This window comes from Loigolactobacillus rennini DSM 20253, assembly GCF_001436505.1.
Taxonomy (GTDB): domain Bacteria; phylum Bacillota; class Bacilli; order Lactobacillales; family Lactobacillaceae; genus Loigolactobacillus; species Loigolactobacillus rennini.
Genome location: NZ_AYYI01000051.1, coordinates 1 through 26,041 on the forward strand (window position 1 = coordinate 1; position 26,041 = coordinate 26,041).

Sequence of the window (26,041 nt, forward strand, 5' to 3'; positions counted from 1 at the left end):
GAGATCTCCAAAGGATAGAAACTATCCTTCAACACCATTTGACAAACTTCCAAAAATCAGGGCATCTGCCCTGATTTTTAATTAATTATCCCTTTTTTGCTGCAATTTTATGCCGCTTAGCTACCCGTTCACGTTCACCAGTTTGCAAAATCTTTTTACGTAAACGAATACTCTTTGGCGTAACCTCACAGTATTCATCATCATTTAAGAATTCAATGGATTCTTCAAGTGTCATCTTCCGTGGTGTTGCAATGGCAGAAGAGTGATCCTTTCCTGATGCCCGTGTGTTCGTCATTTTTTTACCTTTAGTAACATTAACCGAAATATCAGTTTCCCGGTTACTTTGACCAACAATTTCACCTTCATAGATGTCAACACCAGCACCCATAAATAGTTCACCACGGCTTTCAATACCTTCTAGACTATAAGTGGTTGTTTTACCAGCATTAATTGACACTAAAGCACCATTACGCCGGCCTGGTTCCCAATTCTTAATCACTGGCATGTATTTAGCAAAGGTATGGTTCATAATACCATAACCACCTGTTTGTGAAAGAAATTCAGAAGAATAACCGATTAAACCACGTGAAGGCGCCAAGAATGTTAACCGACTTTGACCATTGCCTTGGCTTTCCATATTTTGTAACTCACCTTTACGTTGTGAAAGCGAGTCAATAATCGTACCAGTATATTCTTCAGGTGTGTCAATGACGACTTGTTCAAACGGTTCACTGACAACCCCATCAATTGTCCGGTAAATAACTTGTGGACGCGATAACTGTAATTCATAACCTTCACGTCTTAATTCTTCGACTAAGATGGATAAATGCAATTCCCCACGTCCAGAAACTGTCCAAGCATTACCAGAATCTGTATCATCGACCCGCAAAGAAACATCGGTTTGCAATTGCCGTTTCAGACGTTCCTCTAATTTTCTAGCCGTCACAAAATCGCCATCTTGGCCAGCAAATGGTGAATCATTGGTGACAAATTGCATCTGCAAGGTTGGCTTATCTATTCTTAGTACTGGCAAAGCGTCTTGATGATCAACTGGTGTGACTGTTTCGCCGACGAAAATATTTTCCATCCCAGAAACAGCAATCAAATCACCAGCTTTGGCTTCATTAATCGCCATTCGCTTCAAACCAAAGAACCCAAATAATTTAGTGACCCGGAAATTTTTAGCTTGACCGCCAAGTTTCAAGACCGAAACTTGATCGCCCACTTTGATCTTTCCCCGGAAAATTCGACCGATACCAATCCGACCAACGTATTCGTTGTAGTCCAGCATCGCAACTTGGAACTGTAACGGTTCGTCAGAGTTATCAACTGGCGCAGGAATTGTTTTAAGAATGGTGTCAAATAATGGGTTCATAGTATGTTTTTGCTTAGCAGGATCAGAATCCATGCTAGTTGTACCATTAATCGCACTAGCATAAACTACAGGGAATTCTAACTGGTCATCGTCAGCACCCAATTCAATGAACAGATCTAAGACTTCATCGACAACTTCCTCAGGACGTGCACCTGGCCGGTCAATTTTATTAATAACAACAATTGGTGTTAAATGTTGATCTAATGCTTTCTTTAAAACAAATCGTGTTTGTGGCATAGTGCCTTCAAAGGCGTCGACAACTAATAAAACACCATCAACCATCCGCATGATCCGCTCTACTTCACCACCAAAATCCGCGTGTCCTGGTGTATCTAAAATATTGATCTTAGTGTTGTGATAATCAACCGCTGTATTTTTAGATAAAATCGTGATACCACGTTCTTTTTCAATCGGGTTCGTATCCATAGCCCGATCTTGTAAGTGAATATGTTCATCTAAGGTATCAGATTGTTTTAACATTTCATTAACTAAGGTTGTTTTACCATGGTCAACGTGCGCAATAATGGCAATATTGCGAATATCATCTCTACGTTTCACTCTACTCGTTCCTTTCGCATTCATAAATTTCAGACGAAATTGATACTCAACAGCATATTATACCAGAAAAAGCCGCTAGTGCGCAGTTTTTTTCAGAAAATAACTAACTGTTTCAGTTAAGCCAATAAAAAAACTGTGGTTAACGCCACAGCTCAGTTGCTTACTTAATTCACTTTACGCTTGACGCATTTTTTGAATCTCGGCAAACGCACGGTGCGTTGTTGCTAACACAACTTGGGATTTTAGCATATTGATCGGCCTGCCGTCAATTGTTGTGACTGATAAGCCGGCTGTTTCTGCTAAAATTTTCCCTGCAGCGAAATCCCAAGGCGCTAATCGTGAAGCATAACCAACTTGCCGGCCTAAAACGACTTGGTAAAATTCCAGGCCAGCGCTGCCAAGGATTCTTGCACCAGAACTTGCTAGTGCAATCTCTTGTATATTTTCTTTATTGTAGGCAAACATCGGGCCGTTAACACCGAATAAACCAGCTGCCAATTTCTTATTATCTGGCTTGGTGATTGCTTTTTCGTTTAAATATAAGCCAATCTCTGGACCACCCCATAATAAATCACCGCTCATCACGTCTAAAATATAGCCAATCACATTATGACCATTTTCATATAACGCCAGCATCATTGCAAAATTATGCCGCTGCCGAACGAAGTTTAAAGTGCCGTCAATAGGATCAATAAACCAAACCCGGCCTTGCATGTTATGCACTTGATCGCCAAACCCCTCTTCGCTGACAATCTTATCATGGGGGAAGTTTTGTCTAATCTGCTCGACAAAAAAACGTTCTGTTACTTTATCAAACTTTGTGACTAAATCATTCCGACCAGACTTTGTTTGCACTTGTAATTGTTCACTTAAATGTTGTCGGACATTATCAGCGGCAACTGCTAACCAACGCTGAATATCTGTATTAATCGCTTTAATTTCTAATTTTTGCATTAAACCCTTCACCTCAATTTAAATTGTTTGCCAGTCGCTTTGTTAACAGCTTGTACGGCTTGATAAATTGAATACCCGGATACTTGCTCAAACTCACGTCCTAAACGTTTCTCACCAGCTTTATCTGGGACAATTTGTTTAAAGTCTTGATAAGCTTGCTTAAAGGCTGCCACGGAACATTGGTGTTCATAAGCTTGTTCAACCGATTGATAAAAACGCATCACTTGAATAATTTCTGGTTTAGTCCAATCTGAATCTAATGGGTATTGATAATTTTTTAAATTCACGCCCTTAAATCTCCTTGCTCAATTTTTGTGATTGCACCTCGTGTTGCTGTAATAATTTCCTCAATTTCACTTTGCTCAGTTTTGCTTAAAACCAACGGTGCTACCTGACGAACACCGGTATGATCAAGATATACTGGCATACTATAAGCTAGCGTTTGATTTGCTTCTTTCGTGTGCAAAGTAGTAAAAGGTGCAAGTAAACCACCGGAAAACAGCAGCGCGCGTAACACAGTTTGTAAACAGACCGCTTGTAACGCAAATTGCGTCACCTGACTTTCAGTCTGCACACGTTTTTCTAACTGCGTCATCTTATCTGCATCAAAGGCAATTTCTTCACTGGCCATTAATTTTAAAATTGGTGCAACGCCGACATAAGCTCGACTCCAAGCAATGGTTGGCCGATTCTGGGTGCCGATCACATAAGCGCGTACATCATGTGCACCAACATGTAACTGCTTTTGTAGCAATCTTTCCAATAATAAAGTTAACGGGAAAGTCCCAAGGCCTAGTATATCATTTTGCGGCAAACCAGAAAAACGCCAAGCAAAATAAACGAATAAAGCGTCATATTTCTGCAAACTACAAATTTTACCGGCAAAACCATTGCCCATTGCAGTAGCAATTAAACGCTGAAAAAGCGTTAAATTAGCCTGAATATCAGATTCAACTTTTGTGTCACTTGAAAAGGCCTTTAAATCAGTAATCAATAACAAATCAGCAGCCTTAAAATCAGCAGCTTCTGCGCGCTTCATTGAAACATTTGCTTGCAAATCTGCAGCACTGGCTAATTCTTGAAAGCGCCCTGCAGCAAGTTCGTCAGTACAGTACAAACTGATCGACAGTTGGAAATTTGTTAATAGGCAGGCTAATGCAGCTGCATAAACACATTCAGCACTACCACAAATGATGACATCCTTTTTCATTTTTACCAGCACACTATCATTTTAGATAATGGCTGCCATGCCCCCTCTGTTTAAATCAAAACCTGCTATTTCTTATTTTAAGCTAGAACTAGTAAAATTCAAAAATTTAACGTTAAAATTCAAGCAACTTTCTTTTTATTAAAAAATTATGCTAAACTATTCTGTAGAATTGTCATAAAGCGGAGGTAAGGTAAGTTGATCACAATGAAAAACATTATCCGGGATGGTAAAACAACGCTACGCCAAGAAGCCAAAAAGTTAACTTTCCCGTTGAGCCAAGAAGAACGGCAATTAGGCCATGATATGATGACTTTTTTAGAAAACAGTCAGGATCCAGAAATTGCTGCCAAGTATCATCTACGCGCAGGTGTTGGATTAGCCGCACCACAGGTTAATGTGTCATTACAAATGGCTTCAGTATTAGTTCCGGGCCCTGAAGATAAAAAAATCTTATTTAAAGACACATTAGTTAATCCAGTTATCATCAGCCACTCTGTACAAGGTGCAGCTTTAGCCGAAGGTGAAGGCTGTTTATCCGTTGATGAAAATGTACCCGGCTATGTGGTTCGGCACGATCGGATTACATTACGCTACTATGATCTCGACGGCAAACAACATAAAATTCGGTTAAAGAACTACCCTGCGATCGTTTGCCAACATGAAATTGACCACTTACATGGTATTTTATTTTACGATCACATCAACGATAAACAACCATTTTCAATGAAAGACGAAGACTTAATTATTGAATAACATCCACACATCAAGCTGTAAAATTGTCTGCGGTAAAGCAACTACCGCAGGCTTTTTTAATTGGTGCCTTTTTCAACACTTAACTTACGCATATCCTGAACATAATTAATTGTTGCCTGATTACGTAAATAGGCGACATCAAAATGTAATTGTCCCTTTAACAACCAAATATCAGACACTGCAAATACGGTGTGAGCTGTTTTAAAAGTTGTTAACCCTTGTTTTTGTGCTGCTGCAATTAAAGCTTGGGTTAATTCTGGCTTTAAGTGACGGGCTTGTGCCGTCGTAAACGTGGGCAATGGTAGTGCATAACTAAAAACCAATACCCCGCGCCCCCAAACATCAGCAACAATTTGTGAGTGCAGATTTGTCAACGTAGCAGCCGGTAGTCGCTGTTGCTGAACCAATTGACTAACGGCTGTTTGTACAGCCTGATCAGTTATCTTTTTACTAGCGTTTTGCAATAAACGCAACGCGCGATTACGGCGCAATCGTTGAACAACTAAGCCAACAAACAATAACCCAATAATTAACACGATGAGCATTACAGCCGTTAAAATAGTCATGGTTTTTTCCTTCTTTAAAAGTGATAGCGGCAACAATTTACTTAAGTTCACTTTACCATAGTTTACTAGCTAGAGGAAAGCTTGCGCACTGGTTTAGCAATTAGTATACTTATTAAACATTTTATGCTAAAATTTAGCCATACGTTGTTTTAACAACCACTTGTTCGGATAAATAATTCAATGTTGTTTAAAGTAGCCCCACCATAATGTGGGTTTTTTAAGCATGCGGCTTAGATTGGTAACCAAAATATTTATTGGTAACCAACGCTTTTTATGTTGTTTAAAATAAACTTAGACTACTTTTAGTTTTGATTAAAATTTTAAAGGAGCGATTTATTGCTATGATTTTCAAGGTACTTTACCAAGCAAACAAAAAGACAGCACCACGGCGTGAAACAACTCAAACACTGTACATGGAAGCCAAAGATGCAGTTACCGCACGTTCAATTATTGAAGCACAAACCCCCTATAATATTGAATACATTCAAGAATTGACCGGTAACCATTTGGAATACGAAAAAAAGAGCCCTAATTTTAAATTAACGGAGTTTAGCGATGAAAAAGCTTAACGTTAAAAATAATGAAACTGCTGTTTTCGCCATGGGGGGCTTAGGCGAAATCGGCAAAAATATGTACGGCGTTCAATTTCAGGATGAAATCATTTTGATTGACTGTGGCATTAAATTTCCAGAAGATGAATTGCTAGGAATTGATTATGTTATCCCCGACTATGCTTACGCTTTAGCGAACTTATCCAAAATTAAAGCTTTAGTCATCACCCATGGCCACGAAGACCATATCGGTGGCATTCCTTTCTTATTACAAAAAATGAATGTGCCAATTTACGCAGGCCCACTGGCTTTGGCGTTAATTCGAGGCAAATTAGAAGAACGCGGTTTATTGCGTAATGCTGAATTGCATGAGATTAATGAGGACACGGTCTTAAAATTTCGTAAAACAAGTGTGTCATTTTTCCGGACAACACACTCGATTCCTGACACTTTAGGCGTCGCAGTAAAAACGCCACAAGGTACCATCGTTGAAACTGGTGATTATAAATTTGATTTAACGCCAGTCGGTGATCAACCAGCACCAAATTTTCAAAAAATGGCTCGTTTAGGTGAAGATGGCGTGCTCTGTTTAATGTCAGATAGTACTAACGCTGAAATTCCTAGCTTCACTAAATCTGAACGTTTTGTTGAACAATCACTGCGTCACATTATCGATAAAATCGATGGTCGTATTATTTTCGCTACTTTTGCATCGAACATTTCTCGGATTAAAGAAGCAAGTGATGCAGCATTACAGGCCGGCCGTAAAATTGCAGTTTTTGGACGCAGTATGCAAAATGCCATTGTGAATGGTACTGAGCTTGGCTATTTAAACATTCCTGAAGATAGTCTTGTTGATGGCAATGAAATCAACCAATTACCAGCCAATAAAACTATGATCCTTTGTACCGGTTCACAAGGTGAGCCCATGGCAGCTTTAAGCCGCATTGCTAATGGTACTCACCGGCAAATTTCCATTCAACCTGATGATACAGTCGTTTTCTCTAGCAACCCAATTCCAGGCAATACGACTAGTGTCAATCACGTCATCAATGAATTATCTGAAGCTGGTGCTAATGTTATTCATGGACGGGTTAATAACGTACACACTTCCGGACATGGTGGTCAAGAAGAGCAAAAATTAATGTTACGCTTAATGAAGCCAAAATTCTTTATGCCCATTCACGGTGAATACAGAATGCTAAAATTGCATACTGAATTAGCTGAACAAACGCACATTCCACAAAAAAATAGCTTTATTTTAGAAAATGGTGATGTACTTGCTTTAACCCGTGATTCTGCGCGTGTTGCTGGGCATTTCTCTGCTGGTGACGTTTACGTAGATGGTAGTGGCATTGGTGACATTGGTAATGTGGTTTTACATGACCGGCACGTTTTATCAGAGGAAGGTATCGTCATTGTCGTTGCCACCCTTAACCTTAAGAAGAAACAAGTATTAGCCGGCCCTGACATTCTTTCTCGTGGTTTTGTCTACATGCGAGAATCTGGCGAATTGATCAATAAAGGTCAAAAGCGAGCATACCATATGATTCGCAATGTTTTTAAAAACGAAGATAAAGTAACTGAAGGTAAAATTCGCGAGGCTATTATTGATGAACTGCAAGAATTTCTGTTTGCCAAAACGGAACGCCACCCGATGATCTTACCAATGCTAGTCACTGTTTAGAATTAACGCTAATTAACTTCCATTCATTAATTTTTAAATTAATCGAAGCAATCTTGTGCCATAAGATGGAAATCTCCTCTTATGGCACTACTTTTATCTTTAATATAGAAAGAAGTGGCTGATGTGCCGTCCCGACAATTTTACTACATCATTATCAATAACTTTGCAGGTGGTGGCCGTACGCGCAGAACTTGGCAACAATTAGCACCAATCCTCAAACAAAAACAAATTCACTATGCTGCTAATCACACCCAAGCACCTGGGCATGCAACCCAATTAGCCTACCAGTTAGCGCTAAAATGCCAACAGCAATCTCAACCACCAATTTTATTAGTCTTAGGAGGTGACGGTACTTTGCACGAAGCACTGAATGGCTTGCAAAAAGCAGCTGATCACCGCATCCCCCTCGCCTACATTCCGTGCGGCTCTGGTAACGATTTTGCTCGTGGCGCAGGCATTACCACCAATGCCCGACAAGCTTTAAACCAAGTTTTAAAGGCACAACAACCAATCACTCTAGACATTGGCCGCTGCATTGATCACCAGAAAAAAACAGTCACTTTCTTCACCAATAATATTGGTATCGGTTTTGATGCAAACGTCGTTCATATTACTAACCGGACCAGCACTAAAAATCACTTAAATAAATACCATGCAAACTCATTTGCTTACTTAACGTCATTGATCAAAGCCTTTTTCACTCAAAAAAGCTTCCCGGTCAAAATTACAACTGCCCAGCAACAGCACACTTTTCAACGTGGCTTTGTCGTCACGACGACTAACTACCCTTATTTTGGCGGTGGTGTCCCCTTATTAGCCAGCGCCTCCGTTTACAATCATCATTTAGATCTAGTCATCATGGAAAAAGCCAATGCCTTTTATTTTATTTTTCTATTTATGTTAATGTTTTTAGGGCAATGGCACATCAAGATGCCCTTGGTCCACCATTATCATCTAAAAAAGCTGCGTATTCAGTCGCCACAAGCTGAATATGGCCAAGCGGATGGTGAAGATTTAGGAAAACGTGCTTTTGATTTAGAATTTAATGTGACTCGGCAAGCCTTTTGGTTTGTGCCTCAAACCTAGGATTAATTTGCAGCAACTAACAGATCTATAACAAAACGACGCCATCCATTTTAATGGGTGACGTCGTTTTAACTATTTTCTAGAAGTAACAAATTTGTGGGACAACTCAATAACACCCTACTTAGATGTCATAAAATCACGCGGCTTTAATTGTGCCATCCCAATCATAGGATCAATTTGGTGCTGATCAATCAATGCCGTAGTCAAAATAAAATCAGTAGAGGATTGAGCGGATTGAGTTTTTGAATCAGTCGCTTTTGCTTGGTAAGTCGCTGCAGCATCAGCAATCTGAGGTGCAGATTCTGCTTTAAATGTGCTTTGCAGCCGTTGCTTTAAAGTCGTTTGCCGATTGATTGACTCATGAGCGACACTATCAGCAAAAGCTTGTTTTTCCCCAATCAAAATCAACAATTTCTCTGCCCGCGTAACTGCTGTATAAAGCAAGTTCCGTTGTAACATCCGTTGATATTGGTGAACCATCGGTAAAATAACCAATTGAAATTCGCTGCCCTGCGCTTTATGAATAGAAGTGCAAAAAGCCAGCGTTATTTTGCCCCAATCTGTCCGATCATAAGTCACTTCTGTTGCATCAAACCGAATCACCATTTTATCGCTATGATCCTGATTGGTTGGATCCTTAGCCAATTGAATACTAACAATTTCACCAATGTCACCATTAAAAACATTTTGCTCTGGACTATTTACTAAATGGAGGACTTTATCCCCTATCCTAAAAGTCTGACCGCGAAATTGAATGGCTTTAGCTTGCGCAGAACGTGGTGGATTCAAAATTTTCTGTACTTCAAGATTTAACCGGTTAATCCCAGCCACACCACGATACATAGGTGCTAACACTTGAATATCCTGTGTTTTAAATCCCTTTTGTTTGGCCTTGGTTACCACTTGCGTAATCACTGACTCAACTTGATAAGCATTGCAGGCGATAAAAGAACGATCCACCTTATTTTGAGTAAAATCTGCTGGTAAATGACCTTGCTTAATCGCATGGGCCAAAGGAATAATTGAAGAAGCATCATCTTGGCGGTAAATTTCACTAAGCTCGTCGCTGGGTAAAACATGACTGTTTAACAAATCGTAAAAAACTTGGCCTGGCCCAACAGAAGGCAATTGGTCTTTATCTCCGACTAAGATGATCTGCATCGTGCTGGGCACAGCGTGAACTAGCATTTTAAACAAATAAGTGTCCACCATTGACATCTCGTCAATGATGAGTAAGCCACCCTCCAATTCTTTGGTGGCAACATCCGGACTGCTCTCACGACCAGTAAGTCCCAGCAGGCGGTGGATTGTACTAGCAGGAATATCTGTTAATTCACTCATCCTTTTTGCTGCGCGCCCAGTCGGTGCCGCTAACAATACTGGAAAAACTTTGTCTTGATCTTTATAATCATTAGGATCTAGTGATAGACCATTCAATTCGGCATACAAACTGGCAATTGCATTAATAATCGTAGTTTTACCGGTACCAGGCCCACCCGTTAGCAGGAAAACACGGTGCTGTAGTGCGGCTTTGATACTAGCAACTTGTGATTTACCATAAGTGATGCCAAAAAGTTTTTCTAGCCGCCGAATTTCTTTATCCAAATGATGTCCTGGATAAGTCGGTGCTTCTTGGTCATGTTCCAAACGATACAAATTTTCTGCAATTTGCCATTCTGCTTGATAGAGTGAGCGCAAATAAATCCGTTTTTCGTCACCAACTAATTGCCCTTGGTTAGCTAATTCGATAAATTGTTGTGCTACTTTGTCTGGTTCAATGGTTACTTGCCGAGTTTCCTGTAGCAGGCGTAAGCTAGCCGCTAACAAGGGTTGCGCAGTAGTATAAGTATCACCATTACTTTGCGTTAACTCTGTCATCACTTGTAAAATTGCTGCTTGAATTCGTTCAGGCGCATCAGCTGCGCCACCTTGTTTCAATGCAATATTATCTGCTTTTTTGAAACCAACACCGGGAATATCATTAACTAGCTGGTAGGGGTTTTCAGTAATTACCTTTAACGTATCTTGTTGATAATGCTCATAAATGGTATACGCTAACTGACTACCAAACCCATAGCCGTTTAAGCCGATAATAATTTGGTCAAGGCCGTTATTGGCTGTCAACGTCGCGACTAATGTCTCAATTTTAGTCTGTGGTAATTTTAAAGGCGCTAACACGCTAGAATCCGCTAAAATTTTATCAATGGCATCGGTTCCCAGAGTGGCAACAATTTTCTGTGCAGTTTTTTCACCGATTCCTTTGAACTTTTCACTTGATAAATAGTTGATTAAACCTGCGGCCGTCGTCGGTTTATTCAATTGATAGTTAGCAGCTTGGAATTGCCGCCCATATTTTGGATGGTTAATTAGCTGGCCAAAAAATTGATAAGTTTCTTCTTCTTTAAGATCACCAAAGCTACCAGTGACAACAATGTCATCCTCTGGCCAGTCAAAACTGGTTTCACTAACTTTAATCAACACGACTTGATAAAAATTAGTGGGATTTTTAAAAAAGATGGCACTGACCTTTCCTATCACATAAGGCTGTTGATCTTCATTAAATAATGGTAATTCTTGTTCTGACATCTCACAACCTCATTTTTGCTGAGCTTTTAAATAACGTTCAATATCGGTTAATTTATGCTTTTCTCGTGCAAAATAAGCCGCATCTTGCTTTTTAGCTTGCTTAAAATAAGCAGCATTAGATTTACCTTGCGCCATTGCAGTCAAACCCAATTTAAAATTGGCAGGTGCGCTGGCCGGTGCTTGATCTAATGCTTGTCGATAATAAGTTTCCGCATGAGAAAAATCACCGATTGCTAAAAAACAATCTCCTGCCAATAAATTCACATCGACTTGCTTAGGTTGGCGTTGCTGGGCAGTCACTGCAAAAGCTAATGCGTGTCCGTAATCCTTTTGGGCATAATATGTCGATGCTAACATGTATAATTTATCATTTTGCAACCGCGGCAATGTTATTTTTTTAAATTCACTGAGCGCCCGCGAGTAACTTGCTGCTGCATAATACGTGGTACCTAAACTATAATAGATATCTTGATTATGAGGGAAGCGTACTAAAGCGCTACGCAGTAATTTTTCCGCCTGAGTTACATCTTGAAGCGCATTTAAATAAGCTGCTAATTCCAAATAATTGTCCAATTGGCTTGGTGCTTTTTTAATCGCCGCCACTAAAATTTTAACGGCGCCTTGCTTGTCTCCTTTTATCCAAAGCGCTTGACTTTTACGCTGCAAAATAATCACCTAGATCGTATCTGTTTTATCTAATTTTTTACTTAAGAAATGTGTGTCATTCCATTTTAACAATTGATAACTGGCACCATGGTCTGTTGTTTCAATTGTCGTCACATTGGTATTAGCTAAACCACCATGTTTACGTAAATCTGCTAAAGGCGTTCCTAATAAAGATTGAATCAATGCCGTCAAGGCTGCACCATGACTGACAATAATGTATTGACCAGCACCACTACTATCTTGTTTCACAATATCGTTGATCGCTGGTTTCATCCGCTTAATCAATTGCGGGAACGATTCACCCTGAATCAAGGTTGGATCATATTGTGCCGGTGCATGCCGAAAAGCATAGAGCTCTTGGGGATAATGTTTGGCAACATCCGTAAACTTCATCCCCTCCATTTTGCCTAAATCAAATTCACGCAGTCGTTGATCAACCACTACGGGTAAATGACCAGGCAATTTAGCAGCTAAAGTTAAAGCTGTGGTCTTAGCTCGTTTTAACGGACTAGTATAAATAGCATTAAATTGTTTTGGTCGCAAAAAAGCAGCTAAATCTTCAATTTCCCGATAACTTTCGGCCAACAATGGTGAATCACCATTGGCGCCTTGATAGCGTCCTTCCAAATTCCATTGTGTTTTACCGTGGCGTACAAAAAATAATTTTGTCAAAACAAGTATCCCTTTCTGTTGCTCTCCTATTCATTATGCGGAATTTAACCATTGAATTCAAGCCATTAAGCCAAAACAACTAGACCTTAGCTGCCATGACAACTTTTACGAATATAAAAAAGTTGGCGCAGCTAACTGTGCCAACTTTTCAATGCTTCTTTATTTCAACACGCCTTTATTTAATGTGCACTAAACGTATTGTAATGACCGTGTCTGGTTGTAAGCCACATCAATCGTGCCACTACCCAAACACTCTGCACCATCATATAAAACTACTGCTTGCCCAGGTGTAATGGCCCGAACTGGCTCGTCAAACTCAATGGTTGCATTTTGCCGATCTGCGCTCATATGCACGGTAACACCTGTATCCTGCTGCCGATAACGGAACTTAGCGGTTACGTGAAAGGTATCACCCCGATCAAAATCAGTTGTAAAACTAAATTTTGAAGCCTTAAGGTGCGTCGCATATAAATGTGGATTATGGAATCCTTGGCCAACATATAACGTATTTGTCTTTAAGTCTTTGCCAATGACAAACCAAGGCTCATTTGAAGTACCGTTTCCGCCGATACCTAAACCTTGCCGCTGACCAATAGTATAGTACATCAAGCCGTCATGGGTACCTTTTACCTCACCATCAACAGTCATCATCTTACCTGGCTGTGCTGGTAAATAATGGCTTAAAAACTGCTTAAAGTTTTTCTCACCAATAAAACAAATCCCCATTGAATCCTTCTTTTTAGCTGTTGCTAGCCCATATTTTGCTGCGATTTCACGGACCTGTGGCTTTTTCATATCACCTAACGGAAACATGACTTTAGCTAATTGCTGTTGCGAAAGTTGACTGAGAAAATAAGTTTGATCTTTATTTTCATCAACACCGCGTAGCATGTGCGCGGTACCATCTGGATCACGCTTAATCCGTGCATAGTGCCCAGTAGCAATGTAATCTGCACCTAAATCTAAAGCATAATCTAAAAAGGCTCTAAATTTGATTTCTTTATTACAAATGACATCTGGGTTAGGCGTCCTACCATGTTGGTATTCATCTAAGAAATAAGTAAATACCCGGTTCCAGTATTCTTTTTCAAAATTAATTGAATAATAAGGAATACCGATTTGATTGGCGATTTTAACCACATCTTTGAAATCTTCCGTGGCTGTACAAACACCATTTTCATCAGTATCATCCCAATTTTTCATAAAGACACCGACAACATCATAGCCTTGCTGCTTAAGCAGTAAAGCTGCGACTGTCGAATCAACGCCGCCAGATAGCCCGACTACAACGCGCGTATCGGCATTATCATTCATGAAATCACCATCATTTCAAATAGATTCTGAAAAATCCACGATTTGAAGGTCGCGTTATTCAGTACTTATCATTATAGCAAGCAATGTTGAGAATGCAAGCTAACTAAAGGTAAGTAAATAGAAGCTAGTTTCAATTTAACTATTTAAGCTTTTTTGATTTCTAAAACTTGCCGTTTCAATAAGTTTTCAATCACAAAATTAAATTGTGTCACTTTATCTTTTTGTTGTGCTTGTTTAAAAATATTGATCGTTTGTAAACCGTTACCAGTTGTCACAGCCATTTTAAATGTCTTTAAATCTTTTGCCACGGTTATTTTTAATTTAATGGCTTGGTTATAAGGCAAACTAGGATCAAGGGGCCGTTCGAGCTGAAAATTACCTGCACGCGTCAGGCTAAACCCAACATCGCGTAATGTATATTTCTTAATTTGTGGACTCAATGCATAAACAGTGGGATTACCTTTCACTGATGCTGTTTCTGCAAATGCCATTACCAATCACTCCTTAAAAAATTAATTTACTGAGGCTGTTTTTTTCACACGCTTAATAATCTTTACCAACGCAGTAATAAATTGATCAACTTCTGCTGCTGTATTGTCTTTGCCAAAACTAATTCGAATTGATTCTTCAACTCTTGGACTATCAGCGCCGTACATGGCAGTTAAGACGTGAGAAGGTTCTAGACTGCCAGCGGTGCACGCCGAGCCACCTGACACTGCAAAACCAGCAAGATCTAAATTGGTCTGTAAAACATAAGTGGAAACACCCTTAATCCACAGATTTAAAACATGTTGTAAGTTATCTGAGTCTAGGCTGCCATTAACCGCAAAATCGATCTGATTAGCCTTTAAACCGGCAATAATTTGTTGCTTAAACGCCGCATAACGGGCTTGCCGCGCATGTTTTTCAGCAGTAGTATCAATCTCAACGGCCTTAGCAAAACCAGCAATTGCGGGGATATTTTCCGTACCAGCCCGCCGCTTATCTTCTTGATCGCCGCCTTTAATCAAACTTGGAAAATTAATTCCTTGGCGCCGATATAAAAAGCCTAGGAATTTAGGACCATTTAATTTATGTGCTGACACTGACAACAGATCAATATGGTCCCGCTTAACATCGATATCCAGCAACCCATAGGCTTGCACTGCATCAGTGTGGAACCACGCTTGATGATCCTTCAATATATTACCAATTTCATGGATCGGCATGTGACTGCCAACCTCATTATTTCCTGTCATAATCGTAACTAAAATCGTATCGTCACGTAATGCGGCCTTAAAATCAGCTAAGGAAATCAGTCCCTGCTGGTCAACTGGCAAATACGTGACTTCAAAGCCATGTGCTTGTAAATATTTCAGTGGTTTTAATACTGCTTCGTGCTCAATCGCAGTCGTAATGATGTGATGTCCCAAATTTTGACGTTGTAAAGCTGTTTGCATAATTGCAGTATTATCACTTTCACTACCACCACTGGTAAACACTATTTCAGTTTCAGCTGCATTGATACTGTGTGCCATTACTTGCCTACTCGCATCTAAAACTTGCCGTGCACGCCGGCCAAAATAGTGTGTGTTCGACGCATTTCCAAAATTTTCTCGCATTTGCTGCGTCATCTCATCAATCACTGCAGGCGCCATCGGTGTTGTCGCAGCGTTATCTAAATAAACGTGCTTCATCATTTTTGCCTCTTTTTCATCATTGCTATTTTTCTTACTCAAAAATTAAGCCAACTGCGCTAATAAAGCTAGAATCATCGCCGCAGAATGTTGACCAGCTTTTACTACAAAATCATCAAAAATAACACCTGCATCCTCATCGCCAACATCACTCATTGCACGAATAACAACAAATGGTACTTTGAATTGTGTCGCCACCTGACCGATTGCAGCACCTTCCATCTCACTAGCTAGCGCACCAGGAAAGTTAGCTAGAATCTTTTTACTAGCAGCTTGACTAGAAACAAACTGGTCTCCCGAAACAATTAATCCGGTCCGTGAAGCCAATTTAACGGCTGCTGCTGCACGCTGTACTCGGGCCACCCAGTCTGGATCAGCTTTAAAGCGAGCAGGTTGCTGTGGCAGTTGGCCAATGACATAACCAAACGCCGTTGCATCCACATCATGATAGGCTACTTCACTCGAAATCACCACATCACCAATTTTAAGCCCTTGGCCAATACCGCCAGCCGAGCCTGTATTTAAAACAACGTCGGGGGCATATTGCGCTAATAGTAGACCTGTGGTCATTCCCGCTTGTACTTTGCCAATTCCCGACCGGACTAAAATCACAGTTTGTTGGCTAATTTCACCTTCATAAAAATCAACACCAGCAATTTGGTGCTGATTTAAATGTGACATTTTTGATTTCAATAATTGAACTTCTTCTTCCATTGCTCCGATAATACCGATTTTCAAAAAATTACCCCTCTCAAGTCGCCATTAAGATAATGACATTACTGGTTAATTAAACAAAAAATAAAACCAAATAGACTAAAATAATTAACACCACAACAATACCGATTGCCCAGTTTAACCGTCGTTTTAAACGAGAATTATCTTGGGGTTGCTCAGGCACTTCAGTTTGCTGCCGGCGTGACTTAAGCTTAGGTGCTTGGCTGGCAGCTGCTTTTTGCTTCCGGTAGGCAGCACGACTAAGTGGTTGTTCTTGCTTATCCATCAGTTTACATCCCTCATTTTTGCCTTCCAAAATTCAACTGCTAATAATGTTTTTGCATCACAAATTAAACCTGCATCAATCTGCTTTTGCGCTTGTGCCATTGTTAATAAATGTACTCGTAAAAATTCATCTGGATCCATAGCTAGCCGTTCATTTACCGGCTGGATATTTTCTGCCCAATATAAATACATCCGTTCATTGGCAAAACCAGGTGAAGAATAAAATCGACTTTGTAAAGTTAACTTAGTGGCAGTATAACCAGCTTCTTCATTTAATTCGCGCCAAGCTGCCGCCTCTGCTGAATCATCTCGGGAATCAATTTTACCCGCTGGAATTTCGCAAGTCACTTGTTGTAAAGGCTCACGCCATTGTTCAACAAAAACCATTCGTTGATCATTTGTCACAGCCATTACCGCGGCAGCTCCAGGATGGCGGACAATTTCGCGCTGTGCCTTTTTACCATTGGGCAGCGCCACCGTTTCCAAATCTAAATCTATCATTTTACCTTGATAAAGATGTTGATTTTCTAGCCGCTTCTCCGCAAATTCCATATTTTCGCCTTCAGTCTAAATTAATGTAGAAAACCCATTATTATCATGATACCGATAATAATTTCTAAATTCAATTATCTTTATTATAATCAGCAAACAGGTTTAGTTGAAAATCAATCTTTAGACGTAGCTGCTATAAAAATGTCTGTGGTAAAATGAAATTAACATCTAATGGTCACGAAATGGAGTTGACAATAGTGAAAATAAAAAAGAATACACAAGGTCGTCGCTGGCTAGTCAGTCTGCTTGTTTTTATTGCCAGCTTCTATCTATTACGTTCATTTTTAACAAGCTGTATGCCGGTTAGAATGGGTACTGGCATGATGGGTATGGGGATGATGGGCATGCACCATGCTTCACCGGTATCTTTCCTTGCCTTCATTGGTGCATTACTAATCACTTGGTTAGTTTGGCTGATCTTTTTTACCTCAAAACCAAAAAAGAAGGTAAAAACTATCGACACCAAAATGTTGAAGCACTATCAAAAAGCTGGTATGTCTGATGATGATATCCGCTTTTTCCGGGAAACTATGGCAACCACAAAAAAACAAATTGATCAATTAGCTCACAATATGCAGCAAACAACGAAGCTCAAAGCCATTAACTTACACTTTGAACCCGTTAAAGTCAGCCAAGCTACTTTTAAAACCATTGTGGCGCAACCACAAAAACTACATGCTGCCAGTGATTACTTATACCGGCACCTACCGACGATGGTAGATTTGACGGCTAAATACAATACCATTAGTCAGCATGAAGTTAAAGACAAAGACACTTATGCCATTTTAGACAAAAGCGCACAAGTCATCACACAATTGGCGCAACAATTCCGTACGGATTACGAGATTCTAGTGGCAGACGATTTGAACGATATCAATGTTGATATGTCACTGGCAAAAGCGGCAATGAAAAAAGCCCAAGCTGATTCAGACGTAAAGGAGCAAAATTCTAATGGACAAAACGGACAAGAAAAATAATCAAGAAACTTCAACTTCAGATAACACAGTTTTAAATGAATTGTTACAAGATCCATTTAGCAACCAAAACACCCCGCAACAAACTGATAATCATGCAAAAAACCAACAACCGCAAATGATCGAGCGGCTAGACGCTAAGCAATATCAAGATGCACAAAAATTAGCTAAACAAATCGATGTGACGGACACCCAATCAGTGATGACTTATGGTGCGCAAGCACAAACAAAATTAGGTGAATTTTCTCAAGGTATGTTGAGCAAAGTCCAAAGTCAAGATACTGGTGCCATTGGGGATGCACTTTCTAAGTTGATGTACCGCCTAAATGAAGCTAGTCCTGATGATTTAAAAGCTGAAGATAGCAATATTTTCAAAAGAATGTTCGGTAAAGTGCGCAAATCAATTTTTGAAATTCAAGCGAAATACCAAAAGATCGGCGCGCAAATCGATACCATCGCCGTTAAATTGGATAAAGAAAAAAGTAATTTGTTAACTGATAATCGGATGCTCGAACAACTTTACCAAAAAAACAAAGATTATTTTGATGCTTTAAATGTCTTTATCGCTGCTGGTGAATTAAAACGGACCGAATTACAAACTAAATTAATTCCAGAGGCCAGCCAAAAAGCTGAGCAAAGTGGTGACCAAATGGACCTACAAGCAGTTAATGATCTCAACCAATTTGAAGAACGTTTGGATAAACGGGTCTATGATTTAAAATTGGCCCGCGAAATCACCATTCAACAGGCCCCACAGATTCGTTTAATCCAAAATACTAATCAAGTACTAGCTGAGAAAATTCAAGCTTCAATTAATACGGCAATTCCGTTATGGAAAAATCAAGTGGCCATTGCGTTAACGTTGTTACAACAAAAAGAAGCAGTGACTGCCCAACGGCAAGTTTCAGAAACCACTAACGATTTATTGAAGAAAAACAGTCAAATGCTTAAAATTTCTTCAATTGAAACGGCTAAAGAAAATGAACGCGGCGTAGTAGATATCGAAACGCTTAAACAGACCCAAAACGATTTAGTTGATACCTTGCAAGAAACGTTGAAAATTCAACAAGATGGCCGGGAAAAACGACAGAATGCAGAATTAGAATTGGGACAAATGGAAAATAATCTGCGTGATCAGCTGTTAGCTTTAACCCACGACAAAAAGCAAAATTAATTTAAAATGGAATCCCATAAAATAAGGGAGCAGCTCATTAATAGAGCCGCTCCCTTTTTGTTTGCCATTATCTAATCTAGCAATTGCAAGCTTTACTTTTCATTTGCCAAGCGCTTTTTCCGCCATAATCGGACCCCAGTAATCGTCGTCGCAACTAAGCAAATCAGCAACGATACAATAAAGGATAAATGCATCCCATAAATAAAAATATCTGGCCGCTGTGTTAAATAGGTAGTGACGTGCTGCCCATAACGATAACTCATGGCACTGAATAAAACCGTTGTTGCAATCGAAATGCCAAACACCATCCCTAAATTACGGGCTAACGCATTGATGCCACCTGCAATGCCTAAATCATCTTCAGTGACAGCACTCATCACCATCGTGTTATTAGGGGCTTGGAAAATACCGTTACCTAACCCAACTAAGCCGACACAAGTCATAAATAACCAAATCGGTGTGGCCAAGTCAATTAATAGGTAACCTATTTGGCTTAAAGAAATCAGCACTAAACCAATAAAAGTTAATAATTCTGGCCCAATCCGGTCAGAAATACTGCCAGCTAATGGCGAAGCAATCACTTGTACAATCGGAAAGATCATCAAAATATAGCCAGCCAAAGATGGCGAGAGTCCCCGTGCGTTTTGCAAATAAAACGGTGCAATCACATTGAAGAAAAAGTTAGTCACAAAAATTAAAAAACCAGCAATTAAGCTTAATGTAAACGCACCATTACGAAATAATTTAAACGAAATTAACGGTGCTTGTTGCCGCGGCTCAAACCAAATAAAACCAATAAAACAAACTAACGCCAGTACAAACAAACTTAAAATCAAACCATGTGTAAAACCAATTTGTTGACCCAAGAAAATGCCACCAAACAATGTCATGATCATCAACAAAAATAAAATGAAACCCGGATAATCAATTTTTTGCTGATGATAGGTCACATCTGCTGGCAAAATGTAATGACCTAAAATAATTGTCAAAATTCCAATTGGCACATTGAGCCAAAAAATGTAGCCCCAAGGTAAAACCGCTAAGATTAAACCACCGATACCTGGACCAGCAATCGCCCCTAGAGAAACAAACGAGCCAATAAAACCTAAAGCTTTCCCCCGTTCACTAAACGGGAAAATTTCGGTGATAATCCCATTATTGGTGCTCATCGTCATACTGGCACCAAAGGCTTGTAATCCCCGTGCCACTAATAAAAAAATTAAACTACGATTAAATCCACACAGTAATGACCCTAACACAAATAAAAAAGTCCCTAATCGAAAAACACGGATCTTGCCAAAAGCATCCCCTAATTTACCGAATAAAAGCAAAAAGGCACAAACCACCATTAAATAAATTGAAACAACCCATTCTGCTTGATTCATGGGAATTTTTAAATCTTTACTCATCACTGGCAAAGCAATATTTACAATACTACCATCCAGTGTCGACATAAAAGTAAATAAACCTACCGCAATCAAAATCAACCAGCGATTCTTTTGTACCTGCGGATTTTTTTGTAATGGGACTCGTTTTTCCGCTTTTAACGTTTCCTGTGTCACCAAAGTCACCTTTTCTAAAAATGAATATCATCTCAGCCAGTATACTCATTGTTTACGTAACTTGCAATTCAAATTAAGGACTAATCAACTGCTAGTTCAGCAAAAAACTAGTCGCTACAATTCACGCAAAAAAGTTCTAATCACAAAGTGACTAGAACTTTTAAAATTTAATCCGCCAACAGCAATTGACGAAAACATATTTTTTATCGACATTTTAAGAATAACATCAATTTTTACTTTCTAAGCCAATAATCTATTATTAATGCTGAAAATAGAACAATTAATCCAACAAATATAATTATGACAGTAATCAGTTTTAACATCATCGGAGAAACAATTAAAGCCAATGGATAATACCAGACACGGCAGCTCATTCCAAAAACTACATAAATATATATCGCCAATGCAATCAATAAGCCACTATAAGTACTGCGAGTCGTAACTGCAATGCTTCCAGCAATTCCACCCCAAAGTAATGCACTGGAAAAACCAGCAATTGTAAATAGCGGGACAGAAATCAGGGCATTAAAATGTTTTAAAAACATTACCCAGCTAAACATGATCAGTGCCGTATAAAAGATGCTTAAACCCACTCGTAACAATAAAATTTTTGTGATTGAAACTGGCTTACTGCGTAACAATTGAGAAAACGACTGCCCACTTTCAGTAAAATTGACCGTTCCAATAAGTAGTAACCCAATTATACTTACATAATTTTGTGTAATAGAAGCTGCCTCATAAAGATCGATTCCTTGAAAACTAGCAATTAATGGTAACAGCAAAAATAAAATTAAAACGGCTAGTAATTGCTTGCCAATAATAATTTTATGTTGGTATTTAATCAGTGCTAAATAGTTAATGTTGTCCATATGCACCCCTTCTTTGCCGAGATTTTAACCAAACTGCTACTAAAAATAATATTAAAGTGAGACCAATATAAAACAGTCGGTTAAGATAAATCGCTTGTTTTAAAGAAGCAAAAGTCGACCAGTTACTATCACCATTAAACCGCATTAAAGGTGACCAGGTGGTAACTCCAGCAATATCGGTAACGCTTAAAATAAAAATTCCAAAAACCACCATAATTGCCATAGTAATCACCGGTTTAAACAACCGTGTTAATACTAATGCCAAGGCGCTGATAAACATGATCGTCGGTAGGACAAAAAGTGTTGTCGCTTTAACAAAGGCCCAGCCATCAGTACTTAACTGTAAAACCCGGCCAACTTTGAGCAGCTGTATTGCCGGAAAAATTGATAACAATAATGTAAAACCATAAAGGACCAATACAGTCGTCAGATACTTAACCCCTAAGTATTGCCAAGTTGGTTTAAGTTTCAAGTCCAATAATTCTTGGCAATTTTCCCGCTGCGCTTTAGTATAATAAAGAATCAACGGGAAAACACTGAATATAAGCATAATAATGCCAAGATAATCGCTAAAGAGCCGGGCAAAATTACGACTGACACGATCTATCCGCATCTTTTTTTGGTAAGCATGTTTAGCAGCTGTATAGCTTAGTGGCTTTCCGCTACCAAATTCAAATAGCTGATTAGGTACATAAGCGGATTGACCGCCAATAATATGATCAATTTTACCCATTGCCTGCTTAAATCGACTATAACTAACTTGGCGATCAAGCTGGGACCAATTCGCTTTTGCTGGTGTGAAAGTTGTTAATGACTGATCCGTTAAATGCTTAAATATTTGATCCACTTTCTTTTTGTCTGTTTGCTTTAAATGGACATTTTTAACAAACATAACTGGCCGCGTTTGGAAAGTGTTATTTTGATATTCTTGTTGCAAGTCAAGTAATGCATTTTTCATAACGCTTCGTTTGTCCGTTTGTGCAGTATTACCATAGTCATTACTGCCTGGCCTAGGCCGCATTAAATAATTATCTGGATTATAAACCGTATTTTCCTGAAAGTGGGCTACTTGGCGATTAACATTACCTTGATATTGGGTGAAATAAAACGCAAAAGCGGCAACGCAGAAGGCGATAAAAGTAAGGCTTTTCACAAATAAAAGCAATTCTGTTTTAAAAAGCTTCATGACGGTCCCCCCTGATCAACGCTAAATACTTAGGTTCAAGTGCTTCCCTTTCTGGGCTAAAATCAGTGGTCTGCCCTTGAAAAATCAATCCCCCCTGATCAATGATCAACAACTGGTCACTAATGTGGGCAATATCTTCAACGATGTGGGTAGAAAAAATCACGATTCGCCGCTGCCCTAATTCACCAATAAAACGCCGGAAGTTGTCCCGCTCTTCCGGATCCAACCCGACCGTCGGCTCATCGACGATCAATACTTTCGGATCATTCAATAAGGCTTGGGCAATACCGACCCGCTGCTTCAGCCCACCAGATAGTTCCTTGATTTTGTAGTGGGCGTACTGTTCCAAATTTAAGCGCTGCAATAAAATTTCGATCCGCATTTTTAACGCCGCTAAGGGCATTTCCGAAAGTAGCCCAAGATAAATGAGCGCATCATTGACTTTCATGTTATTGTAAAATTGAAAATCTTGGGGTAAATAACCAATCATTTCCCGAATCTGCTTAACTTTCGTCACCGGAATATCATTGATAAAAACATCCCCAGAACTTTGACGCAATAAAGTCGCGATGATCTTCATCAGCGTGGTTTTCCCTGCGCCATTGCGGCCTAATAAGCCGACCACCCCATCAGTCAATGTAAAGCTTAGCTGATTTAAAACCACTTTTGTTTTAAATTGTTTACTTAATTTAACGGCGCGAATTTGAGTCATAACGCCACCCTCCTTTGGTATTCTTCTTAAGGTCAAACCACCAGCACAGCAGCAGCAAAACGCTTTGGCTACCGATGACCAGGCCGATATCTGCTTGCATGACGATCAAAATTACGGCAGTCAGTACAACAAGGCCAATCAACCCAATTTCCAGCCGCCGCTGCCGTTGTACTTGTTTGCGGGCGATTGCTTGAGCTTCTAGTTTTTCTAATTGATCCACTTTATTCCACATACTGATGAGAAAATTTTTTTCCTCATTATTAGGCTTCATTTCCTAAGCCTCCTTAATTTCTTTTTAAGCCGGCTATACCTGATTCTGGCGTTGCCAGCAGTAATCTGCATAACACCAGCAATTTCCTTAAACGACAAGTCAAAGAAAAAACGTAAGACGATCAATGTATACTCTTCATTCGTTAAATATTTTTTTAGATCCTCAAGTAAGTAGGTTTCGGCCTGCGCTTTAATTGGGAAATCAAAATTGGCTAAATTCAATTCTTCTATTTTTTTATGATTGCGCAGCCAATCGATCGCCGCATTTTTCAAAGATTTAAATAAATAAGTCTGAAATGAAGGGACCGGATAAATGCTTTTTCGTTTAAAGTAAAATTTGGCAAAAACATCTTGGGCAACATCTTCTGCGTAATAGTCATCTTTAATGATCTTGGTAATGTAATTGATGGCAGGTAGGCGGTAAAGCTTAACTAGTTGTGCAAAAGCAGCGCGGTCATCATTTAATGCCGCCTGCTTAAAAAGTGTTTCGTCATCTTGCATCGCTTTCCCCTCCTGCTTTACCCTTTCACTTATAATACGAATTTAATACCTAGAATGTTACACCTTTTTAAAATTAAAGCTCTTTATGCTTTCCATATTCACGCAAAAAAGTTCGGCTCTACAATAACAAGTGTGGATGAACAGAAAAAACTGTTTGTCGACACTTTTTTTCACGCAAAAAGGACATATCATCGTCCTTATGCTACAATCATGTCGACCAAAACCCAATTGAAAGCAGATGATAATATGTCCCATAAAGGTATTATACAAGATAATTTAACTAAAAGTGACCCCAGTTTAAAAATAAATCAAGTAATTGAAGAAAAAGCAGTTTATCGAGTACTGGGAAAACTGACTTATCGGCTCACTGTCTGTGCTTATTGTTACACCAGAAACATGGTCAAAAACGGCTTTAAGACCGTCTATATCCGTGATATTTCCTTTAATAATAAGCCCATTATGCTTCAAATCGCTAAGCAGCGCTTTTTATGCATAGCCTGCCACCGTTCAACAATTGCGCAAACTAAGTTAGTGAAAAAGCATGCGCAGTTAACGCAAAGATTGAAATTTAGCCTGATTAACTATTTAGCTAAAGATTTAGCCGTTGATCACATCGCCCAGACATTAAATATTTCGCCAGTTTCCGTCAACCGCATCGTCACAGAACTACACGAGCAATGGGTACACCCGCAAGCTGCTTTACCAACACACCTGTCTTTTGACGAAGTTAGAACCACCCAACATCAAATGAGTTTCTTAGCGATCAATGCCGAAAACGGCGATTTAGTCACCTTATTACCAGACCGCTTTGCCAAAAATATTGTCGCTCATTTTGAACGGAGTTATTCATTATCAGCCCGTAGCGCTGTTAAATCGGTGGTCTTAGACTTTAATTCTAGTTATCACACTTTTGTTAAACGCCTTTTCCCCAATGCCAAAATTATCGCGGATCGCTTTCACTTAATTCAAATGCTAAACCGGGTGATTAATCAAATCAGAATTTCTGTTATGCATCAGTTTAATTGGCATTCCAGACAGTATCGGCTGCTTAAATATTATTGGAAACTTTATCTCAAGCCCTTTGAGCAGTTAGAAACCAAACGGCCTTTTTGGAGAAAACACTTAAAAGATCGGTTAACCGCAGCGCAAATCGTTGCCCAAGGCATTAATATCGCGCCAGAATTCGCTCAGGTTTATGAAGTGGCCCAAGCGTTAGCGGCAGCGATTCGCAATCATCACCCGGCTAAACTGATCAAATTACTCAAAACAAAAACTCAAAATTTAGCTTTAAATACGTTACTTAAAACCTTTAATACCAGAGCTAAAGCCATTATTAACGCGCTGCGCTCGCCATTATCCAATGGCCGCATCGAAGGCATCATTCATAAAATTAAACAAATCAAGCGCACCGCTTACGGTTATCGCAATTGGCAACACTTCAGAGATCGCATTTTAATTGAATTTTCATTCAAAACGAAAAAAAGGAAACCAATTCGGGCTCTACAATATCTGTTGTTGGTAATCAATTTAATGATTACTGATGGCAGATTTTTTGTATACTTAATTAGGGATAAAAAAACGGACATCC

27 protein-coding genes are annotated in these 26,041 nt (G+C 39.4%); 7 read left to right on the plus strand and 20 right to left on the minus strand.

All coding sequences use genetic code 11. The annotated features are described in order from the left end of the window. Positions 1–85: 85 nt before the first annotated feature. The 4 genes from typA to FC24_RS07450 form a co-directional block, all read right to left on the minus strand. Entirely contained in the window at positions 86–1,933 is a 1,848-nt protein-coding gene (gene typA, locus FC24_RS07435; RefSeq protein ID WP_057874261.1) for a translational GTPase TypA, read from the minus strand. A gap of 174 nt (positions 1,934–2,107) precedes the next feature. Beyond that, a complete protein-coding gene (locus FC24_RS07440; protein ID WP_057874262.1) occupies positions 2,108–2,887 on the minus strand; it encodes an inositol monophosphatase family protein in 780 nt (259 codons plus the stop codon). An 8-nt stretch (positions 2,888–2,895) separates the two neighbouring features. Further along, positions 2,896–3,174, minus strand: a complete 279-nt coding sequence (locus tag FC24_RS07445) for a UPF0223 family protein (RefSeq protein ID WP_057874263.1) — start codon at positions 3,172–3,174, stop codon at positions 2,896–2,898. After that, positions 3,171–4,097, minus strand: coding sequence for a Rossmann-fold NAD(P)-binding domain-containing protein (locus FC24_RS07450; protein WP_057874285.1), 927 nt, complete (start codon positions 4,095–4,097; stop codon positions 3,171–3,173). Before FC24_RS07450 ends, FC24_RS07445 begins: the two co-directional genes overlap by 4 nt. Before the next feature lie 195 nt (positions 4,098–4,292). Between FC24_RS07450 and def the strand changes: the two genes are divergently transcribed. Beyond that, positions 4,293–4,850 carry a peptide deformylase gene (def, locus tag FC24_RS07455; protein ID WP_057874264.1) on the plus strand — a complete coding sequence of 186 codons (558 nt, stop codon included), beginning with the start codon at positions 4,293–4,295 and terminating at the stop codon, positions 4,848–4,850. A 56-nt stretch (positions 4,851–4,906) separates the two neighbouring features. On the opposite strand, the gene FC24_RS07460 is transcribed toward def, so the two are convergent. Then, the gene (locus FC24_RS07460) at positions 4,907–5,416 is read right to left on the minus strand and encodes a hypothetical protein (protein WP_057874265.1); all 510 of its coding nucleotides are present in this window, start codon (positions 5,414–5,416) and stop codon (positions 4,907–4,909) included. A 341-nt stretch (positions 5,417–5,757) separates the two neighbouring features. Between FC24_RS07460 and FC24_RS07465 the strand changes: the two genes are divergently transcribed. From FC24_RS07465 to FC24_RS07475, 3 genes are all read left to right on the plus strand, one after another. After that, entirely contained in the window at positions 5,758–5,985 is a 228-nt protein-coding gene (locus tag FC24_RS07465; RefSeq protein WP_057874266.1) for a DNA-directed RNA polymerase subunit epsilon, read from the plus strand. Continuing rightward, a complete protein-coding gene (rnjA, locus tag FC24_RS07470; protein ID WP_057874267.1) occupies positions 5,972–7,654 on the plus strand; it encodes a ribonuclease J1 in 1,683 nt (560 codons plus the stop codon). Before FC24_RS07465 ends, rnjA begins: the two co-directional genes overlap by 14 nt. Positions 7,655–7,777: 123 nt before the next feature. Further along, positions 7,778–8,740: a diacylglycerol/lipid kinase family protein gene (locus FC24_RS07475; RefSeq protein ID WP_057874268.1), complete on the plus strand. Its 963-nt coding sequence runs from the start codon at positions 7,778–7,780 to the stop codon at positions 8,738–8,740. Positions 8,741–8,857: 117 nt separating this feature from the next. Here FC24_RS07475 and recD2 read toward each other — a convergent pair whose 3' ends face one another. From recD2 to FC24_RS07520, 9 genes are all read right to left on the minus strand, one after another. Then, a complete protein-coding gene (gene recD2 / locus FC24_RS07480; protein WP_057874269.1) occupies positions 8,858–11,326 on the minus strand; it encodes an SF1B family DNA helicase RecD2 in 2,469 nt (822 codons plus the stop codon). A 9-nt stretch (positions 11,327–11,335) separates the two neighbouring features. Further along, on the minus strand, positions 11,336–11,992 hold the full coding sequence (locus FC24_RS07485) for a tetratricopeptide repeat protein (protein WP_057874270.1): 657 nt from the start codon (positions 11,990–11,992) through the stop codon (positions 11,336–11,338). A gap of 9 nt (positions 11,993–12,001) precedes the next feature. Next, positions 12,002–12,664: a histidine phosphatase family protein gene (locus FC24_RS07490; RefSeq protein WP_057874271.1), complete on the minus strand. Its 663-nt coding sequence runs from the start codon at positions 12,662–12,664 to the stop codon at positions 12,002–12,004. 189 nt (positions 12,665–12,853) lie between these two features. Then, entirely contained in the window at positions 12,854–13,978 is a 1,125-nt protein-coding gene (mnmA, locus tag FC24_RS07495) for a tRNA 2-thiouridine(34) synthase MnmA (protein WP_057874272.1), read from the minus strand. A 143-nt stretch (positions 13,979–14,121) separates the two neighbouring features. Beyond that, positions 14,122–14,469, minus strand: coding sequence for a DUF1831 domain-containing protein (locus FC24_RS07500; RefSeq protein ID WP_057874273.1), 348 nt, complete (start codon positions 14,467–14,469; stop codon positions 14,122–14,124). A 21-nt stretch (positions 14,470–14,490) separates the two neighbouring features. Further along, complete coding sequence (locus tag FC24_RS07505; protein WP_057874274.1) at positions 14,491–15,654, minus strand: cysteine desulfurase family protein; 1,164 nt, start codon at positions 15,652–15,654, stop codon at positions 14,491–14,493. Positions 15,655–15,699: 45 nt separating this feature from the next. Beyond that, positions 15,700–16,392, minus strand: coding sequence for a 5'-methylthioadenosine/adenosylhomocysteine nucleosidase (locus FC24_RS07510; RefSeq protein ID WP_057874275.1), 693 nt, complete (start codon positions 16,390–16,392; stop codon positions 15,700–15,702). A 49-nt stretch (positions 16,393–16,441) separates the two neighbouring features. Continuing rightward, positions 16,442–16,654: a hypothetical protein gene (locus FC24_RS07515; RefSeq protein ID WP_057874276.1), complete on the minus strand. Its 213-nt coding sequence runs from the start codon at positions 16,652–16,654 to the stop codon at positions 16,442–16,444. Beyond that, entirely contained in the window at positions 16,654–17,205 is a 552-nt protein-coding gene (locus FC24_RS07520; protein ID WP_057874277.1) for an NUDIX hydrolase, read from the minus strand. Before FC24_RS07520 ends, FC24_RS07515 begins: the two co-directional genes overlap by 1 nt. A 197-nt stretch (positions 17,206–17,402) precedes the next feature. Between FC24_RS07520 and FC24_RS07525 the strand changes: the two genes are divergently transcribed. Then, the gene (locus tag FC24_RS07525) at positions 17,403–18,182 is read left to right on the plus strand and encodes a 5-bromo-4-chloroindolyl phosphate hydrolysis family protein (protein WP_235807343.1); all 780 of its coding nucleotides are present in this window, start codon (positions 17,403–17,405) and stop codon (positions 18,180–18,182) included. Beyond that, the gene (locus FC24_RS07530) at positions 18,157–19,353 is read left to right on the plus strand and encodes a toxic anion resistance protein (protein WP_057874278.1); all 1,197 of its coding nucleotides are present in this window, start codon (positions 18,157–18,159) and stop codon (positions 19,351–19,353) included. Before FC24_RS07525 ends, FC24_RS07530 begins: the two co-directional genes overlap by 26 nt. A gap of 92 nt (positions 19,354–19,445) precedes the next feature. Here FC24_RS07530 and FC24_RS07535 read toward each other — a convergent pair whose 3' ends face one another. From FC24_RS07535 to FC24_RS07560, 6 genes are all read right to left on the minus strand, one after another. Then, positions 19,446–20,807, minus strand: coding sequence for an MFS transporter (locus FC24_RS07535; protein ID WP_157059102.1), 1,362 nt, complete (start codon positions 20,805–20,807; stop codon positions 19,446–19,448). 341 nt (positions 20,808–21,148) lie between these two features. Then, positions 21,149–21,784 carry a hypothetical protein gene (locus tag FC24_RS07540; protein ID WP_057874280.1) on the minus strand — a complete coding sequence of 212 codons (636 nt, stop codon included), beginning with the start codon at positions 21,782–21,784 and terminating at the stop codon, positions 21,149–21,151. Further along, entirely contained in the window at positions 21,771–22,970 is a 1,200-nt protein-coding gene (locus tag FC24_RS07545; protein ID WP_057874281.1) for an ABC transporter permease, read from the minus strand. Before FC24_RS07545 ends, FC24_RS07540 begins: the two co-directional genes overlap by 14 nt. Beyond that, positions 22,957–23,682 (minus strand): ATP-binding cassette domain-containing protein, encoded by a 726-nt coding sequence (locus tag FC24_RS07550; protein WP_057874282.1) that lies wholly within the window; start codon positions 23,680–23,682, stop codon positions 22,957–22,959. The genes FC24_RS07545 and FC24_RS07550 overlap by 14 nt, the downstream gene beginning before the upstream one ends. Next, positions 23,660–23,953 (minus strand): hypothetical protein, encoded by a 294-nt coding sequence (locus FC24_RS07555; RefSeq protein ID WP_057874283.1) that lies wholly within the window; start codon positions 23,951–23,953, stop codon positions 23,660–23,662. Before FC24_RS07555 ends, FC24_RS07550 begins: the two co-directional genes overlap by 23 nt. Beyond that, entirely contained in the window at positions 23,950–24,453 is a 504-nt protein-coding gene (locus FC24_RS07560; RefSeq protein ID WP_057874284.1) for an RNA polymerase sigma factor, read from the minus strand. Before FC24_RS07560 ends, FC24_RS07555 begins: the two co-directional genes overlap by 4 nt. A 246-nt stretch (positions 24,454–24,699) precedes the next feature. On the opposite strand from FC24_RS07560, the gene FC24_RS11355 reads away from it, so the two are divergent. Next, on the plus strand, positions 24,700–26,041 hold a 1,342-nt coding region (locus FC24_RS11355), incomplete at its 3' end, for an ISL3 family transposase (RefSeq protein ID WP_235807344.1).